The sequence below is a fragment of the Kribbella sp. NPDC000426 genome, from assembly GCF_040300265.1.
GTDB lineage: Bacteria > Actinomycetota > Actinomycetes > Propionibacteriales > Kribbellaceae > Kribbella.
Window position 1 is genome coordinate 396,455 of sequence record NZ_JBEPDK010000004.1, and the last position, 15,497, is coordinate 411,951.

The window sequence follows — 15,497 nt, forward strand, 5'->3', positions numbered from 1 at the left end:
GAGAACAGGAACGACCATGCCCGCATCAGAGATCTCCCGTCGGTCGGTACTCCGGGCCCTCGGCATCGGCGGCGGCGCGCTCGCCGCCGGAATCCCGCTCGCCGCGTGCGGCAGCAACGGCAGCGGGGGAGGAGGCGGCGGCGGTAACGCCTCCTGGATGACCTGGGACACCGAGAGCGGTACCCCGATGTACACGATGGCGCAGAACTGGGCCAAGCAGGCCGGCAAGACCCTCGACATCCAGTCGATCCCTGGCGACGACTACGACACCAAGCTCCGGACCGTGCTGTCGTCCGGCGCGGCGCCGACCGCGATCCGGATCAACGACGACTACGTCCGCGGGTACTACGCGGAGGGCTCGCTGCTCGACCTGCGCCCGTACCTGGAGAAGGACGGGATCAAGCCGGACGACTACTTCCCGGTCGCGTACAACTTCGCCAAGCAGCCCGACGGCGCGCACGCCGCCTGGCCGATCATGACCAACCCCGGCATCCTCTACTGCAACACCGACGCGTTCGCCGAGGCCGGGGTCGAGCTGCCGCCGAAGGACTGGGCGAAGAGCGGCTGGACCTGGGACGACTTCCTCGAGGCAGCCAAGAAGCTCACCAAGCCCAACGGTGAGCGCTGGGGTGCGTTGGTCTTCCCCGACAGCTCGCTCGAGACTGTCTTCCCGACCAGCAACGGCGGCGACGGCATCTACTCCAAGGACGCGACCCGGTTCACGCTGGCCGAGCCGCAGGGCACCGAGGCGATCCAGTGGGTCGCCGACCTGTCGCTCGTGCACAAGGTGCACCCGGACTTCGCCACCGTGACGGCCGGCAAGCAGACGCCGAACTGGGCGTTGGCCCAGCTCGGTACCGGCAAGGTCGCGATGCTGCTCGGGCTCACCAGCGGCGTCCCGTACCTGCGTAAGAACGCGAAGGTGAAGTGGGACATCTTCCCGACCCCGATGAAGGTCAGCCGGACCACGGTCAACACGCTCACCGTGCTTGCGATCCCGAAGGCGTCGAAGGACCCCGACACTGCGTGGAGCTTCCTGAAGTACGCGGTCGGCGCGGAGTCTGCGAAGCTGCTCGCGCAGTCGCGCGGGTTCATGCCGGTGGCGAAGAGTTCGTCGTCGTTGTTCGTGCCCGACGACAACGCGCCGTCGAATCTTGCGCTGGTGACGCAGGCGCTCGGCAGCGCGGTCAACGAGAACTTCAGCCGCTACATCGAGCGCGCCCGGACCATCTACCGGCCGGTGCTCGACGACGTCTGGAGCGGCAAGAAGACCGCCGAAGCGGCGCTGGGCAGCGTCAAGCAGAAAGTCGAAGACGTACTCGCAGGCAAGGGATGACCGGATGAAGATCACCGATATCAGCGTCGAAGTCACCTCCGAACCGAAGGCGCACGCGGTCCGCGACGCGATCCAGTTGCTCGACCGCAACGGCCACACCCGCGTGCGGATCGATACCGACGAGGGTGTGAGCGGCGTCAGTACGACGTACTTCGGCCGGGTCGAGAGCTCACCCGCCGTGCTCGGGAAGCTGGTCGAGGAGCAGCTGGCGCCGGCGATCGTGGGGGAGGACCCCACGCTGATCCGGGGCATCCGGCAGAAGCTGCAGACGCTGACCGATTACCAGGGCACCGCCGGGCTGTCGTCGTACGGCATCTCGGCGATCGACCTGGCGTTGTGGGACCTGCTCGGCAAGTCGCTGGATGTCCCGGTGTGGAAGCTACTCGGGGCGCAGCGGACCGCGATCCCGACGTACGCGATGGTCGGCTGGCTGGAGCTGGACGTCCCGGGGTTGGAGAGTGTGTCGGCGAAGGCGATGGAGCAGGGTTTCCGCGGCGTGAAGATGAAGGTCGGCGGCGGGCCGCTGACCGAGGACGTGCAGCGGATCAAGGCGGTCCGCAACATCATCGGGCCGGACGCGCCGCTGATGGTGGACGCGAACCAGGCCTTCGGGTACTCCGAGGCGCTGCGACGCGGCCGGGTGTACGAGGAGCTCGACTGCCGGTGGTTCGAGGAGCCGCTGCCGGCGGCCGACACCGACGCCCATGTCCGACTGGCCGAGAAGCTGGACATCCCGATCGCAACGGGGGAGAACCGGTACGGGCAGGCAGCCTTCCGGGACTTGATCGCGCGGGGTGGCGTCGGCGTCGTACAACCTGATCTGCGTCGGGCCGGCGGACTGACCGACTGTCTGGAGATCGGGTTGATGGCGGCCGGGTTCGGGGTGCCGTACGCGTCGCACGGCGGTGGCGCGCACATCCATGTGCTTGCCGCGCTGCCGAACACGATCTACGTGGAGAGCGGTCTGCTGCCGGCCGGCGTACAGCTCGAGGACGGGTGCTATCCGCTGCCGACCGGACCGGGGCTGTCCTCCTGGAACGGCTAGAAGCTGACCGGCACCGGGAATCTACGGTGAATTTGTTACCAGGACCTTGTGTGTTACTCGCCAGTCAGCGAAGGTGACGTTGAGTACTTCAGTCGCCACCCTTCGCTGACAAAGGCGGTCCGCCCATGAAGTCCTTCGCCAGTCTGCTGTCCGCCGCGGCCCTCGGCGCCGCGATGCTTCTCAGCCCGGGAGTCGCGCACGCGGCGGCTCCGAACTACGTCGCACTCGGTGACTCGTACGCCTCCGGTGTCGGGACCCGCACCTATATCTCCAGCAGCGGGTCCTGCCAGCGGTCGACCAGGGCGTACGCGTACATCGACGCCGGCCGGATCGGTGCCAACCTGACGTTCGTGGCCTGCTCCGGCGCCAAGGTCGCCGATGTCACGGCGAACCAGCTGCCGTCGGTGACCGGCTCGACCAGCATCGTCTCCGTCCAGGTCGGCGGAAACGACGCCGGCTTCTCCTCCGTCATCACCGAGTGCGCGAAGCCGTCATGGCTCGGCGACTGCACCAGCGCGGTGGCCGGGGCGCAGACGATCATCAACAACACGCTGCCCGGCCGCCTGAACACGCTGTACTCCTCGATCCGGAGCCGTGCCGCGTCGGCGCAGGTCGTGGTCGTCGGGTACCCGCGCCTGTTCAACGGCACCGACTGCAACGCCGGCACGTTCTTCAGCCCCGACGAGATGACCCGGCTGAACGCAACCGCCGACCTGCTGAACTCGAAGCTCTCGGCCGCGGCGAGCGCGGCCGGGTTCACGTTCGTCAACCCGACGTCGAAGTTCATCGGTCACTCCGTGTGCGGCAACCCGGAGTGGATCAACGGCCTGTCGAACCCGATCAGCGAGTCGTACCACCCGAACGTCACCGGCCAGGCGGCGTTCGCCGATCTGGTCCAGCCGGCGCTCTGACCTGCGCTTTTGCAGTTGTGTGCAGTGCCGCCCCGGTGTGAGCCGGGGCGGTTTCGTATTTCGGGATGCGGACTCGTCCGGTTCGTGGTGTCATGCTGGAGTGGCGCAGAGGTCTGTGGACTGGTTACTGGCGGCCAGGATGCAGGCGAACTGTTTGGCGCGTCCGGTGAACGAGGCCGGCCCCGGAGGGGTGGCCGACGTCGTACGCCGGACGGGGGGCCTGCAGGCGCAGACCTGGCGTGGCGCCGCGTACGCCGTACGGGCCCGATCGACCGCGACCACGCTCGCCGATGTCACCCGCGCCCAGCAGGTCGACCGCTCGGTCGTCCGCGGCTGGTTCATGCGCGGCACCCTCCAACTCGTCGCCGTCGAGGACGCCGGTCCGCTGCTGGGCCTGCTCGGTCCGAAGCTGATCAAGGACACCGAACGCCGGTACGGCGAGCTCGGCCTGCCCGAACGCATCCGCTCGGCAGCGGCTGATCTGCTCGAGGAGCATCTGCTGGCGAACGGTTCGTGCAACCGCGCCGAGCTGGCCGACGTACTGGTTGCGGCCGGGCTGATCGCCGAGCCGAAGGGGCAGGCTGTCTACGCGCTGATCCGGTACGCCGGGCTGCTCGGCCGGGTCTGCTACGGACCAGGGGAGACCTGGGTCGCCGTACGGGACTGGCTCGGGAAGCCTCTCGAGCTGTCGGGCGACGTGGAGGAGCTGGCCTCTCGCTACCTGGCTGCCTACGGCCCCGCGACCGCCCGCGATTTCGCGACGTGGTCCGGCCTGCCGGTTCCTGCCGCTCGTCGCGCCGTGGAGGCGGTCGCCACGACGTACTTCGACATGGAATCTGTGGAGTTGGCTGCGGTCGAGGACCTGCCTGGCTGTCGTGAGGTCCGGATGCTGGGGGAGTTCGACGCGTACCTCCTTGGCTACCAGAGCCGCTTCCAGCAGCTGCCCGCCGCGATCTTCCCCGGCGGCGGCATGCTCCGCCCAGCCGTCATCGAAGCCGGCCGGGCCATCGGCTCCTGGACGCATGCCGACCTGTCGGTCGACGTGTTCGACGGCCGGCCGGACCTGTCCGCCGAACTGGAGGACCTGGCTCGCTTCGCCGGTTGATCGTATATGCCGGATCGGGTATATATAGATCCATGACCGAGACGCTGAGCTCTGAGAACGGCCGGACCGTCCTGCGGATGCGGCGAGATCTGCGGCACCCGGCAGAGAAGGTCTGGCGAGCGATCACCGACCCGACCCAGCTGGCCGGGTGGTTCCCGGCTGCGGTCGAGCTGGATCTGAGGCTCGACGGGCCGGTCAGGTTCACGTTCGAACAGGATCCAGGCGCGCCCGTCGACGAGCAGAGCAGCGGCGTCATCCGCGCGTACGAACCGCCGCACCTGATCGAGTACACCTGGGGAGTAGAGGTACTCCGCTGGGAACTCGAGCCCACCGCGGCCGGCTGCACCCTCCAGTTGACGGCCACGTACGACGACCGCGCCGGCTCGGCCAGCTTCGCCGGCGGCTGGACCCTGTGTCTGGACGCACTCGACCGCGTGCTGGGCGACACCGTCCCGGAACGCGACTACCGCGAACTCCACGAATACTTCATCAAAGCATTCGGTCTCGATCAGGGAGCAGTCTCCGACGACGGCCTACTGCGGTTCGAGCGCCAACTGACGCAGCCGAAAGACGTCGTGTGGAAGCTGCTGTCCGGCGGGCGGACCGCGACCGTCGGGAGCCCGCCGCCGGACGGCTTCGTGGCCAAGGGCATCGACGCCGGCCCGGTCGCCGAGCTCGACGAGCCGGTACTCCTCAGCTACAGCTCGACCGGAGGCGTCGTCACGTGGGCCCTGCGCGACGGCAACGGCGGCGCCCGCCTGGTGCTGACCCAGACAGACGCCACCGAGGAGGACCTCACCGCCTGGCGCGACCTGATCGAATCCCTCGCCACCCGAGCGGCCCAGTAGCTAGGCGGCTGTTATGTACTCGCGGAGGTGTTCCGCCGTGAGGGTCGGACTGCTTTCGACGAGGTCGGCCGGCGTGCCGGTGAAGACGACCTGGCCGCCCGCGTGGCCGGCACCGGGGCCGATGTCGATGAGCCAGTCGGCATGCGCCATCACCGCCTGGTGATGCTCGATGACGATCACCGTGTTGCCTTGGTCAACCAACGTGTCGAGCATGCCGAGCAATTGGTCCACGTCGGCCAGGTGGAGTCCGCTCGTCGGCTCGTCGAGGATGTAGATCGACCCTGTCCGGCCCATGTTGATCGCGAGCTTGAGCCGTTGGCGTTCCCCGCCGGACAGAGTCGTCAGCGGTTGCCCGAGGCCGACGTACCCGAGTCCGACGGTCGCCAGCCGGTCCAGGATCGATCGCGCCGTACCGCGTCCGAAGAACTCCCGCGCCTCGGCGACGGTCATCCGCAGTACTTCGCTGATGTTCTTGCCGCGCAGCCGGTATCCAAGCACCTCGGCCGTGAACCGCGCGCCGTTGCAGTCCTCGCACACCGACGCGACCTCGGCCATCATCGCGAGGTCGGTGTAGACCAGCCCGATGCCCTTGCACGTCGGGCACGCCCCGACCGAGTTCGCGCTGAACAGCCCCGGCTTCACCTTGTTCGCCTTCGCGAACTCGGCCCGGATCGGATCGAGCAGTCCTGTGTATGTCGCCGGGTTGCTGCGTTTCGATCCGCGGATCGGTTCCTGACCCGCGATGATCACGCCGTCTCGCCCGGCCAGCGACCCGTGGATCAGCGAACTCTTCCCGGACCCGGCCACCCCGGTGACCACCGTGAGTACGCCGAGCGGAATGTCCACGCTGACATCGCGCAGGTTGTGCAAGGTGGCGTTCGAGATCGACAGCTTCCCGGTCGGCCGCCGTACGTCGTCACGCACGCTGACGTGATGGTCGAGGTACTGCCCGGTGAGCGTGCCTGACGCCTTCAGCCCGGCGACCTCGCCCGCGTAACAGAGCCGTCCGCCGGCCAGACCCGCGCCCGGACCCAGATCGACGACGTGATCCGCGATCCGGATCGTCTCGGGCTTGTGCTCGACCACCAGCACCGTGTTGCCCTTGTCCCGCAACTGCAGCAGCAGGTCGTTCATCTGCTGGATGTCGTGCGGGTGCAGACCGACCGTCGGCTCGTCGAAAACGTAGGTGACATCGCTCAGGCTCGAGCCGAGATGACGCACCAGCTTCACCCGCTGCGCCTCGCCGCCGGACAGCGTCGACGACTCGCGATCGAGACTGAGATACCCGAGTCCGATCGTCACGAACGAGTCGAGTGCGTGCCGGAGCCCCTCGAGCATCGGCCCGACGCCGGGATGGTTGACCCCGGCAATGAACTCGGCGAGGTCGCTGATCTGCATCGCCGAACACTCACCGATCGTGCGCCCGTCGACCGTGACGCTCCGGGCTGCTTCGTTCAGCCGTACGCCGTTGCACCCGGCGCAGATCTGTTGCCGGATCGCGCGTTCGGCGAACGCGCGCCTGGCTCTGCATCGACTGCGGGTCCTTCGCGAGGTACTGCCTCTTGAGCTTGGTGATCAGCCCTTCGAAGGTCAGATTGCTCTTGCCGATCTTCACCTTCACCGGCTCCTGATGAAGGAACTGCTGCCACGCCTCGGCCGGGTAGTCCTTCAGCGGCAGATCGGGATCGAAGAGCCCGGAGTTCGCGATCAGTTGCCAGTGCCAACTGTCGACCGTGTAGCCGGGCGCCTTGATCGGCCCTTGATTCAGACTCTTGTCGCGGTCGACGAGTTCGTCGAGGTTGAACTCGGTGGACCGGCCGAGCCCCTCGCACACCGGGCACATCCCCTCGGCGCGGTTGAAGCTGAACACGGACGGCGGCCCGGCGTACGGCGTACCCGCGCGGCTGAACAGCACCCGCAGCATGGTGTGCGCATCCGTCGCGGTGCCGACGGTGGAGCGAGCGTTGGCGCCGATCCGCTCCTGGTCGACGATGATCGCGGCGGACAGGTTGCGCAGGGCGTCCACGTCCGGGCGGCCGAGGCTCGGCATGAAGTTCTGTACGAACGCGGTGTAGGTCTCGTTGATGAGCCGCTGCGACTCGGCCGCGATGGTGTCGAAGACGAGTGACGACTTGCCGGACCCGGAGACTCCGGTGAAGACGGTGAGCCGTCGTTTGGGAATGTCGAGCGAGACCCCGCCGAGATTGTTCTCCCGAGCGCCTCGCACCTGGATGACGTCATGACTGTCAGCAGGAAACATCCTTCAATGGTGTCATTGAACCGCCTGTAAGAACTTCAGTCGTCGTCCGCCGCAGAGGTCTTGCGGAAACCTTCAACACCGACAGGAAGGTTCAACTGGTTGCCAGCTTCGTCACGTCGTCGAGGAGGGCTTGGAGCTGGGCGGCGAGCTGGGTGCGGGCAGTGGGGGAGAGGGACGCGACGAGCTCGGATTCGCGGGTGAGGACCTGGTCGACGGTTTGTTCGATGAGGTCGTGGCCGGTGGGGGAGAGGGCGACCAGTACGGCACGGGTCCCGTCGTCGGCGCTGCGGCGGGTGACGAGTCCGCTGTCCTCGGCGCGGGCGACGCGCTGGGAGATCGCCCCGGCGGTGACGAGGGTGCGGCGGGACAGTTCGCGGGTGGTCAGCTCGTACGGCGAACCCGCGCGCCGCAGCACGCTCAGCAGATCGAGCGTCGCCGGATCGACGCCGGCGTCGGCGAGCACCCGTCGCCGATCGTCCGCGAACAACTTGGCCAGCCTCCACAACGGGGTGACGATCTCGATCGAGTCCGTCGGCGTACCGGGGCGTTCCCGCTGCCAGGCGCGCGCGATCTCCGCCGCGGGATACGGACTCGGGGAATCGAGCGGATAGTTGTCGGCCACGAGACCCATGGTACGTTTAGACCTAAACATTTAGACCTAAACGTGAGGTGTGGCATGAGGACGATCGTGGTGACCGGCGGGGCGACCGGGATCGGGCGGGCGACCGCGGAGCGGTTCCGGGCGGACGGCGACGAGGTGGTGATCACCGGTCGGCGTGCCGACGTACTGGCCAAGACGGCGGCGGATCTCGGGGCCAGGGGAGTGGTGTGCGACGCGACGGATCCGGCGCAGATCGAGCGCTTGGTCGACGAGTTGCCGGTGCGGGTCGACGTACTCGTGAACAACGCGGGCGGCAATACCGACTTCGGGCGGCCGGACGGGGATCTCGAGCAGTTGAAGGCGAACTGGCTCGCCAACCTCGAGGCGAACCTGATCAGCGCCGTCCTCACCACCACGGCGCTTGCCCCGCGACTCACCACGGCGGTCGTCCACCTCGGCTCGATCGCCGGCGCCCGTGGACCTGGCTCGTACGGCGCTGCCAAGGCCGCGCTCGCACTGTGGAACGCCGACATCGCCGCCGAGCTCGGCCCGCGTGGGATCACCTCGAACGTCGTCGCGCCGGGTTTCACCGGGGACACCGAGTTCTTCCAGGGCCGCCTCACCGACCAGCGCCGCGAGACGTTGCTCGAGGCAACGTTGACCAAGCGTGAAGGCCAAGTGGCGGACATTGCCGGCACGATCCACTTCCTCGCCTCACCCGCCGCCCGCCACCTCACCGCCCAGGTCCTGCACGTGAACGGCGGCGCCCTGATCACGCGCTAGACCTGCATCTCGATCCACGCTGCGTGACAACGTGTGCCAGGTGTGACAATGGGCGGCATGCGTCCCACCGTCAAAGATGTCGCGAAGCTGGCCGGGGTGTCGCCGAAGACGGTGTCGAACGTGATCAACGGCGTGGTCTTCGTGCGGCCCGAGACGCGGGCCCGGGTGGAGAGCGCGCTGGCCGAGCTCGACTACGTGCCGAACATGAGCGCCCGCGGCCTGCGCAACGGCCGCTCGGGCATGATCGCGCTCGCGCTGCCCGACCTGCTCCGGCCGTACTCCGCCGAGATCGTCCACCTGGTCGTCGAGCTGGCCCACGAGCGGGGCTGGGGTGTGCAGATCGAGCAGACCGCGGCCGAGCCGAAGCGGGAGTTCGAGCTGCTCTCGAAGGCCCGCGCGTATCTCGTCGACGGCCTGATCCTGAACCCGGTCAACCTCGACGACAGCGCGGTGATGTCGGCCGGCCCGCTGCCGCCGGTCGTGCTGATCGGTGACGTCGACCAGGACGTCGTGAGCCAGGTCGCGATCGACAACGTCGCGGCCGCGCGGGACATGACCAAGCACCTGCTGTCCCGCGGCTGCCGCCGGATCGCCGTCGTCGGTACGCCGGAGGTCCCGCGCGGATCATCCGGCGCCGGCGTCCTCGGGGGCTCGGCCGAAAACCCCGGTACGGCGGCATCGCGGCTGCGGACCGCCGGATATCACCAGGCGCTCGAGGAAGCCGGCATACCGAACGATCCGGCGCTCGAGATCAGCCTCGACCGCTGGCGGCCCGAGGGCGCGGCGACTGTGGTCGGGAAGTACCTGGCCGACCATGAACTGCCGGACGCGTTCTTCTGCTTCACGGACTCGCTCGCCTCGGGCGCACTGGCCGCGCTGTGGGGCGCGGGCATCGCCGTACCGCAGCAGACGCTGGTCGCCGGATTCGACAACATCCTCGAGAGCCAGTTCATGATCCCGCCGCTGACCACGATCGATTTCGACCGGCGGGAGTTCGTCGCGGCGGCCCTGGATCTGCTCGCCGAGCGGATGGCCGACAAGGATGCGCCGGCACGCAGGGTGATGATTCCCCACAGCGTCGTCGAGCGCACCAGCACCGGACGCTGACGACCGCCGCGTACTTACGGAACGAGGCGTGGACATAAGTTTCGATACGCGGGATTCCGATCACGATCCCTTGAAAACGTCGTCACTCTCAGCAAGGGTTGCCTGATCACTTCCGCGTCGTTTCCGGGTGCGGGGAGGACGGGGAGTGTGCGGTCGCACGACCGCGTCCACCGCCACTCGGGGGCAGTTCACGATGAGAAGGGGGAAGTGTGTCAGCGATGAGAAGGCTCGCCGAGCAATGCCGTGATGTGAGGAGTCACGGCAATGCAGGGCTCGGCCGAGCCGCGATCCAACCGGCGGTCTGTACCGGCATCCACGAGGTGACCTCGTCGAGCAGCCCGGTGCGTCCGCGACGCGTGGCGATGCTCAGATTGAGCAACGGAATGACGACCACGCTGCGACTCGGCGAGGGTGCCACGGCGCCTGCGCCGGGTAGCACTGTTTTCGTCCAAGGTGGCCGGGGCATGGGTGACCAGCCTGCCTCAGGTGGGGTCATCCTCGCGTCCAGCGGGCTTGTCCGGACGTCAACGGTCTGAGTCAGCGACTCGCCGGTCTCAGGTGTCGACGCCCAGCTGAGGCCGGCAAGTTGTTCGACCCGCTTCCCTGCCGACCGCACCCGGCAGCGTGATCTAGTCGGGTATCGGATCGATCAGTTCCCGGATCTCGATCGGTGAGTACGGCGCTTCCGGCAGCCGAGCGGCGATCTCGGCGGCCCGTTCGAGGCCGGCGCAGTCGACGACGTAGTACCCGGCCAGCACTTCCTTGGCCTCGGTGAACGGTCCGTCCGTGACCGCCGCCGTCCCGTCGACCACCCTGACCACCCGCGCATTCGTCGTGGTCAGGCCGAGGCCGTCGACGAACTCACCGCTCGCCTGCAGCTCCGCGGTCAGCTTGCGGTGCTGTTCCATCACCTCGTCGATGCCGTTGGCGTGCAGGGTGTTCCACGTTTCGTCGTTCCCGTAGATCAGCAGCATGTATTTCATCGCTCGCCTCCATTCACCCGGTACGTCGGAGCCCCGGACGCCTTCTCGACATCCGGGGCCCACGTTAGCGACTACCAGGTGGCGCCGGCGGGCTGGCGCACGGTGGTGTTGATCCGGTTGAACATGTTGGTGAGCGCGATCATCAGCACGATCGCGGACAGTTCCTTCTCGCCGAAGTGCTCGCTCGCCGCGGCCCAGATCTGGTCGCTGACCGAGGTCGGGTTGTCGGCCAGCCGGGTCGCGGCCTCGGCCATCTCGAGCGCGGCGCGCTCGGCGTCGGTGAACAGGTCGGAGTCCCGCCACGCCGCGACCTGGTGCAGCCGCTCGTCGGTCTCACCGTTCTTCAGCGCCGACTTGATCCCGCCGAACACGCACGGGGAGCAGCCGTTGATCTGGCTGGCCCGCAGGTGCACGAGCTCCAGGATCTTGCCGTCCGTCCCGGACTGGCCGATCGCCTTGTAGATGTTCTGAATGCCCTTGGTGGCATCGGGCAGGATCTCCGCCGGGTTAGTCATCCGTGCTTGCATGGGAGGTTCTCCATCAGGTTCGTGCAACCCGTCCCGCCCCGAGCGGAGCGAGGGGTGGGTGCCTTTGTTTGTGTTGGTTTCACTCTCCTGACGGATGCTGCGCGGCGGATGTGACAGCGAACCGCAGATCCTTTTCGAGCCGCCGCTCGACCGGCACCGCGGGGTCGGAATACTGACCTGTCAGGCAGACCGGGCCGGTGTAGCCGATGTGCTGGAGCGCCGCGAAGACGGCCGGCCAGTCGGCGAGTCCGTCCTCGGCCTCGACGAAGTTCGTCTTCCAGCCACCGTCGGTGTGCAGGTAGTGGACGTTCTTCAGGTTCACGATCCCGAGCCGGTCCGCGCCGAGCTCGAGCGTCACCGCGGGATGGTCACCGGCCAGTGCGTCATGCGCCGCATCCCAAACGAGCTTGTACCGATCGGGCAGTCCTTCGAGCAGTTGCAGTACGCCGAGCGTCGACGACACGAACCGCCCGTGATGCGGCTGCACGCCGATCTGCACGTCGTACTGCTCGGTGAGTACGGCGGCCTGCTCGAGCAGCACCCGGTTGCGTTGGACGGAGGCGGCGTACCCGTCGGGGCCGAGCTCGGCCATGATCCGGATCATCGGCACCCCGGCCTCGGCGCAGGCCGCGAACACCGGCTCGGACAGGTCACTGGCGACGCTGATCGGTTCGATGCCTTCGGCCCGCAACTGCGCGGTGAACTTCGGCAGCTCGGCGCCGGCGTTCGCCGCGGTGACGTACGCCGTGTCGCGGACCGGGATCTCGGCGCCGCCGAACCCGATCCCGGCGACGAGCCGGCCGAGCTCGTCGCCGGGAAGGCCGGCCCAGGGTTTGGTGAAGACGGACCAGAGGTAGGTCATTGTTCAGCGGCCTCCTAGACCACTCATGGTGATGCCTCGGACGAACCAGCGTTGGGTGAGGAAGAACAGGATGATCAACGGGATCGTGGTGACGGTCGCTGCCATCAGCAACAAGTTCCACTGGGTGCCGTTGGTGTCCTGGAAGACCTGCAGGCCGACCGACGCCGTCCGCGTCGCGTCGCTGTTGGAGATGACGAGCGGCCAGAGCAGGTTGTTCCACTGGCCGATGAACTTGAACACGGCCAGCGTCGCGATCGCCGGGACCGCGAGCGGCACGATCACCCGGACGAACGCCTGCCAGCGGTTCGCGCCGTCCAGCCGGGCGGCCTCCTCGTAGTCCCGCGGGATGCCGAGGAAGAACTGCCGCAGCAGGAACACCCCGATCGCGGTGAACGCGTGCGGCAGGATCATCCCGGGCCAGGTGTCGATCCCGTGCAGCTTCGCGACCAGTACGAACTGCGGGATCAGCGTCACCTGCGACGGGATCATCAGCGTGGCCAGGTAGATCCCGAACAGCCAGCTCCGGCCGGGGAAGTTCAGCCGGGCGAACGCGTACGCCGCGAGCGCGGCGGTGACCGTCTCGAGGATCGTCGTACCGGCCGCGAAGTAGATCGTGTTCAGCAGGTACTTGCCGAGCGGGACCAGGTCGAACGCGCGCGTCAGGTTCTCCGGGTGCCAGCTGCTCGGCCAGAACGACGGCTTGGCCGCCATCGACTCGGCGTCGGACTGGAACGCGACCAGGACCATCATCACGACCGGGATCAGCGTCAGCGCGGTGACCAGGAAGCACCCGAACACGATCAGCTTGCGCTGCAAGTGCTTGTCGTGGACCAAGGGCATGGCTTCAGTTGTCATAGTGCACCAGCCTCCGCTGGAAGAGGAACTGACCGGCGGTGATCACCACGATGAACGCGAACAGCACCAGCGACTGGGCCGCGGCGTACCCCTGGTCGTAGTTCTCGAAGCCGGTCCGGTAGATGTACATGACCAGCGTGGTGGTGCGCGTGCCCGGACCGCCGTTGGTCATGATCAGCGCCTGGTCGAAGACCTGGAACGAGCCGATCACCGACGTGACGATGACGAAGAACAGGGCGGGGGAGAGCATCGGCAGCGTGATGTGGCGGAAGCTGGCCCACGGCGACGTACCGTCGACGCGGCCGGCTTCGTAGAGCTGTTGCGGGATCGCCTGCAGACCGGCGAGGAACACGACCATGCCGAAACCGAAGCTCTTCCAGACGCTCATCAGGATCAGCGCGGGCATCGCCCAGTTGTCGGAGATCAGCCACGCCGGCCCGCTGATGCCGAACCAGCCGAGCACGGCGTTCACCAGACCGTCGTGCGGGATGTAGAGCCAGATCCAGACGAACGCCACCGCGACCGTGATGGTTGCGTACGGCAACAGCAGGAGCGACCGGAAGACGGCCACCCGGCGGACGCCCTGGTTGAGCAGCAGCGCCAGGGCCAGGCTGACGACGATCGTCAGCGGCACACTGACCAGCGTGAAGTACGCCGTGTTGCCGAGCGCGGACCAGAACGTCGGGTCGGGGCCGAGCCGGGCGAAGTTGTGCAGACCGGCCCAGGTGGGTGCGCTGAACAGGTTCCAGTTCAGCAGCGAGATGACGCCTGCGGCAACGACCGGTCCGGCGGTGAAGATCAGGAAGCCGATCAGGCTGGGCAGGATGAACAGCCAGGCGGTGAGCGCCTCGCGGCTGCGCCAGCGCGGAGTCGGTCTGGACGTCTGCTGGGACGGTGTGGGGGCGGTGACCGCTGGAGCTACGTCTGTTGTCGAAAGAGCCATGGTGATCACCCCTTCCTGGCGGTGGCTTGGCGGACGGTGTCGAGGTGCTGGCGCATCAGGATGTCGAGGCGCGGCGTGAGCCCGTTGATCGCGTCCGGGACGCTGACCTGGCCGAGGAACGTCCGCGGCAGGTCCTGGCCGAGCAGCTGCTTGACCTGGTTCCAGTTCGTGGTGACGTCGAAGGCGTGACCGCCGGCGAGCTTGCCGGCCAGGATCTCCTGCACGATGCCGAGGTTGTCGGGCGGCGGCTGGAACGCGCTGCCGGCGCTGAGCCGGGCCGGGTTGTTGCGGCCGGCCTTGGCGTAGATGTCGAGCGCCCCGGTGCTGGTCAGGGTCTTGATCAGCTTCCACGCGAGGTCGAGCGCGGCACCCTCGCGCACCCCCGATGGAATCGCGAAGCTGGAGCCGGAGACCCGCGGCTTGCTCCCGGCCGCGCCCGCCGGGAACGGGATGATGTCCCAGTCGAACTTCGCCTTGCGCGCGTTGACGACCTGCCACGGGCCGTTCTGCATGAACGCGACGTTGCCCTGCATGAAGTTCGACAGCGAGCTCTCGGTGACCAGGTTCTTGATCGGCGGGGTGACCCTGTCCTTGACGAACAGGTCGATGACGTACTGCAGCGCCTCCATCGCCTCCGGATCACCGAGCGTGCTGCGGCTGGCGTCGTCGCTCATCACGTTGCCGCCGGCGCAGTAGATCCAGGACACCAGGTCGTCGATGGCCGGCGCGCAGGTGAAGCCGTACTGCTGGCCGGGTTTCGTGAGCTGCTTGCACAGGTCGCGGAATGTTGCCCAGGACATCGGCTCGGTCCGGGACGGCAGCGGGATGCCCTGTTTCTTCAGGAGGTCCTTGTTGTAGTACATGACGGTCGGCGCGATGTCGAAGCCGATCGCGTACGTCTTGCCGTTGAAGCTCCCGATCCGCCGGCTCGTGTCGTAGAAGTCGTCGAGCGAGAAGTCGGGGTCGGCGGCGATCAGGTCGTCGAGCGGCCGGTGCGCGCCGCGGGCGGCGTACGTCGGGATCAGGGTGCCGTTGAGCGCGGTCACCAGGCTGGCCGTACCGCTGACCAGCTGGAGGTCGAGCTTGGTCGGGTAGCCGCCCGACGGTGTCAGGCTGGCGACCGACTTGACCTTGAGCTGCTGCTCGACGTACTTGCCGAAGTCCTCCCAGACCTTCTTCTCGGCGGCGCTGCTGGACCACATGGACCAGGTGGCGGCGCCGGACGGCGGCCCGGACGAGCACCCGGCCAGGGTTCCGGCCGCGGCGATCCCCAGGCCGGCGAAGCCGGTCATTCCGAGGAAGCCGCGGCGGGACAGCTGTGTTTCCATGGT

General features: G+C 67.6%; 14 protein-coding genes and 1 pseudogene. 7 read left to right on the forward strand and 8 right to left on the reverse strand.

Translation table 11 applies throughout. From position 1 onward, the window contains the following. Positions 1 to 16 precede the first annotated feature (16 nt). The 5 genes from ABT313_RS21070 to ABT313_RS21090 all read left to right on the forward strand — a co-directional run bounded on the left by ABT313_RS21070 (position 17) and on the right by ABT313_RS21090 (position 5,245). On the forward strand, positions 17 to 1,336 hold the full coding sequence (locus tag ABT313_RS21070; protein WP_350856195.1) for an ABC transporter substrate-binding protein: 1,320 nt from the start codon (positions 17 to 19) through the stop codon (positions 1,334 to 1,336). Positions 1,337 to 1,340: 4 nt separating this feature from the next. Further along, positions 1,341 to 2,381 (forward strand): mandelate racemase/muconate lactonizing enzyme family protein, encoded by a 1,041-nt coding sequence (locus ABT313_RS21075; RefSeq protein ID WP_350856198.1) that lies wholly within the window; start codon positions 1,341 to 1,343, stop codon positions 2,379 to 2,381. Between the two features lie 125 nt (positions 2,382 to 2,506). Beyond that, positions 2,507 to 3,292, forward strand: a complete 786-nt coding sequence (locus tag ABT313_RS21080; protein WP_350856201.1) for an SGNH/GDSL hydrolase family protein — start codon at positions 2,507 to 2,509, stop codon at positions 3,290 to 3,292. Between the two features lie 115 nt (positions 3,293 to 3,407). Further along, positions 3,408 to 4,397, forward strand: a complete 990-nt coding sequence (locus tag ABT313_RS21085) for a winged helix DNA-binding domain-containing protein (RefSeq protein WP_350856204.1) — start codon at positions 3,408 to 3,410, stop codon at positions 4,395 to 4,397. A 32-nt stretch (positions 4,398 to 4,429) separates the two neighbouring features. Next, a complete protein-coding gene (locus tag ABT313_RS21090) occupies positions 4,430 to 5,245 on the forward strand; it encodes an SRPBCC family protein (RefSeq protein WP_350856207.1) in 816 nt (271 codons plus the stop codon). Here ABT313_RS21090 and ABT313_RS21095 read toward each other — a convergent pair. Next, positions 5,246 to 7,505 (reverse strand): annotated as a pseudogene (locus ABT313_RS21095) (ATP-binding cassette domain-containing protein). A gap of 91 nt (positions 7,506 to 7,596) precedes the next feature. Beyond that, positions 7,597 to 8,127: a MarR family winged helix-turn-helix transcriptional regulator gene (locus tag ABT313_RS21100; RefSeq protein WP_502884007.1), complete on the reverse strand. Its 531-nt coding sequence runs from the start codon at positions 8,125 to 8,127 to the stop codon at positions 7,597 to 7,599. Between the two features lie 54 nt (positions 8,128 to 8,181). On the opposite strand from ABT313_RS21100, the gene ABT313_RS21105 reads away from it, so the two are divergent. Together ABT313_RS21105 and ABT313_RS21110 are read left to right on the forward strand one after the other, a co-directional pair. Next, entirely contained in the window at positions 8,182 to 8,889 is a 708-nt protein-coding gene (locus ABT313_RS21105; RefSeq protein WP_350856213.1) for an SDR family NAD(P)-dependent oxidoreductase, read from the forward strand. A 57-nt stretch (positions 8,890 to 8,946) separates the two neighbouring features. Beyond that, entirely contained in the window at positions 8,947 to 9,996 is a 1,050-nt protein-coding gene (locus ABT313_RS21110) for a LacI family DNA-binding transcriptional regulator (RefSeq protein ID WP_350856216.1), read from the forward strand. A gap of 629 nt (positions 9,997 to 10,625) precedes the next feature. On the opposite strand, the gene ABT313_RS21115 is transcribed toward ABT313_RS21110, so the two are convergent. The 6 genes from ABT313_RS21115 to ABT313_RS21140 all read right to left on the reverse strand — a co-directional run bounded on the left by ABT313_RS21115 (position 10,626) and on the right by ABT313_RS21140 (position 15,494). After that, on the reverse strand, positions 10,626 to 10,979 hold the full coding sequence (locus ABT313_RS21115; protein ID WP_350856219.1) for a YciI family protein: 354 nt from the start codon (positions 10,977 to 10,979) through the stop codon (positions 10,626 to 10,628). A gap of 71 nt (positions 10,980 to 11,050) precedes the next feature. Then, positions 11,051 to 11,494, reverse strand: a complete 444-nt coding sequence (locus tag ABT313_RS21120; protein ID WP_350856222.1) for a carboxymuconolactone decarboxylase family protein — start codon at positions 11,492 to 11,494, stop codon at positions 11,051 to 11,053. Between the two features lie 91 nt (positions 11,495 to 11,585). Next, positions 11,586 to 12,368 (reverse strand): sugar phosphate isomerase/epimerase family protein, encoded by a 783-nt coding sequence (locus ABT313_RS21125; RefSeq protein WP_350856225.1) that lies wholly within the window; start codon positions 12,366 to 12,368, stop codon positions 11,586 to 11,588. Positions 12,369 to 12,371: 3 nt separating this feature from the next. Then, the gene (locus tag ABT313_RS21130) at positions 12,372 to 13,223 is read right to left on the reverse strand and encodes a carbohydrate ABC transporter permease (RefSeq protein ID WP_350856228.1); all 852 of its coding nucleotides are present in this window, start codon (positions 13,221 to 13,223) and stop codon (positions 12,372 to 12,374) included. Continuing rightward, entirely contained in the window at positions 13,213 to 14,166 is a 954-nt protein-coding gene (locus ABT313_RS21135; protein WP_350856231.1) for a carbohydrate ABC transporter permease, read from the reverse strand. Before ABT313_RS21135 ends, ABT313_RS21130 begins: the two co-directional genes overlap by 11 nt. Positions 14,167 to 14,171: 5 nt before the next feature. Next, positions 14,172 to 15,494 (reverse strand): ABC transporter substrate-binding protein, encoded by a 1,323-nt coding sequence (locus ABT313_RS21140; RefSeq protein WP_350856234.1) that lies wholly within the window; start codon positions 15,492 to 15,494, stop codon positions 14,172 to 14,174. Positions 15,495 to 15,497: the final 3 nt, after the last annotated feature.

Excerpts from the sequence above, each read along its gene's own strand:
- ABT313_RS21120 (WP_350856222.1), bottom strand. The coding sequence starts at position 11,494 with ATGACTAACCCGGCGGAGATCCTGCCCGATGCCACCAAGGGCATTCAG.
- ABT313_RS21110 (WP_350856216.1), top strand. The coding sequence starts at position 8,947 with ATGCGTCCCACCGTCAAAGATGTCGCGAAGCTGGCCGGGGTGTCGCCG.
- ABT313_RS21130 (WP_350856228.1), bottom strand. The coding sequence starts at position 13,223 with ATGACAACTGAAGCCATGCCCTTGGTCCACGACAAGCACTTGCAGCGC.
- ABT313_RS21070 (WP_350856195.1), top strand. The coding sequence starts at position 17 with ATGCCCGCATCAGAGATCTCCCGTCGGTCGGTACTCCGGGCCCTCGGC.
- ABT313_RS21075 (WP_350856198.1), top strand. The coding sequence starts at position 1,341 with ATGAAGATCACCGATATCAGCGTCGAAGTCACCTCCGAACCGAAGGCG.
- ABT313_RS21135 (WP_350856231.1), bottom strand. The coding sequence starts at position 14,166 with ATGGCTCTTTCGACAACAGACGTAGCTCCAGCGGTCACCGCCCCCACA.
- ABT313_RS21140 (WP_350856234.1), bottom strand. The coding sequence starts at position 15,494 with ATGGAAACACAGCTGTCCCGCCGCGGCTTCCTCGGAATGACCGGCTTC.
- ABT313_RS21115 (WP_350856219.1), bottom strand. The coding sequence starts at position 10,979 with ATGAAATACATGCTGCTGATCTACGGGAACGACGAAACGTGGAACACC.
- ABT313_RS21090 (WP_350856207.1), top strand. The coding sequence starts at position 4,430 with ATGACCGAGACGCTGAGCTCTGAGAACGGCCGGACCGTCCTGCGGATG.
- ABT313_RS21105 (WP_350856213.1), top strand. The coding sequence starts at position 8,182 with ATGAGGACGATCGTGGTGACCGGCGGGGCGACCGGGATCGGGCGGGCG.
- ABT313_RS21125 (WP_350856225.1), bottom strand. The coding sequence starts at position 12,368 with ATGACCTACCTCTGGTCCGTCTTCACCAAACCCTGGGCCGGCCTTCCC.
- ABT313_RS21080 (WP_350856201.1), top strand. The coding sequence starts at position 2,507 with ATGAAGTCCTTCGCCAGTCTGCTGTCCGCCGCGGCCCTCGGCGCCGCG.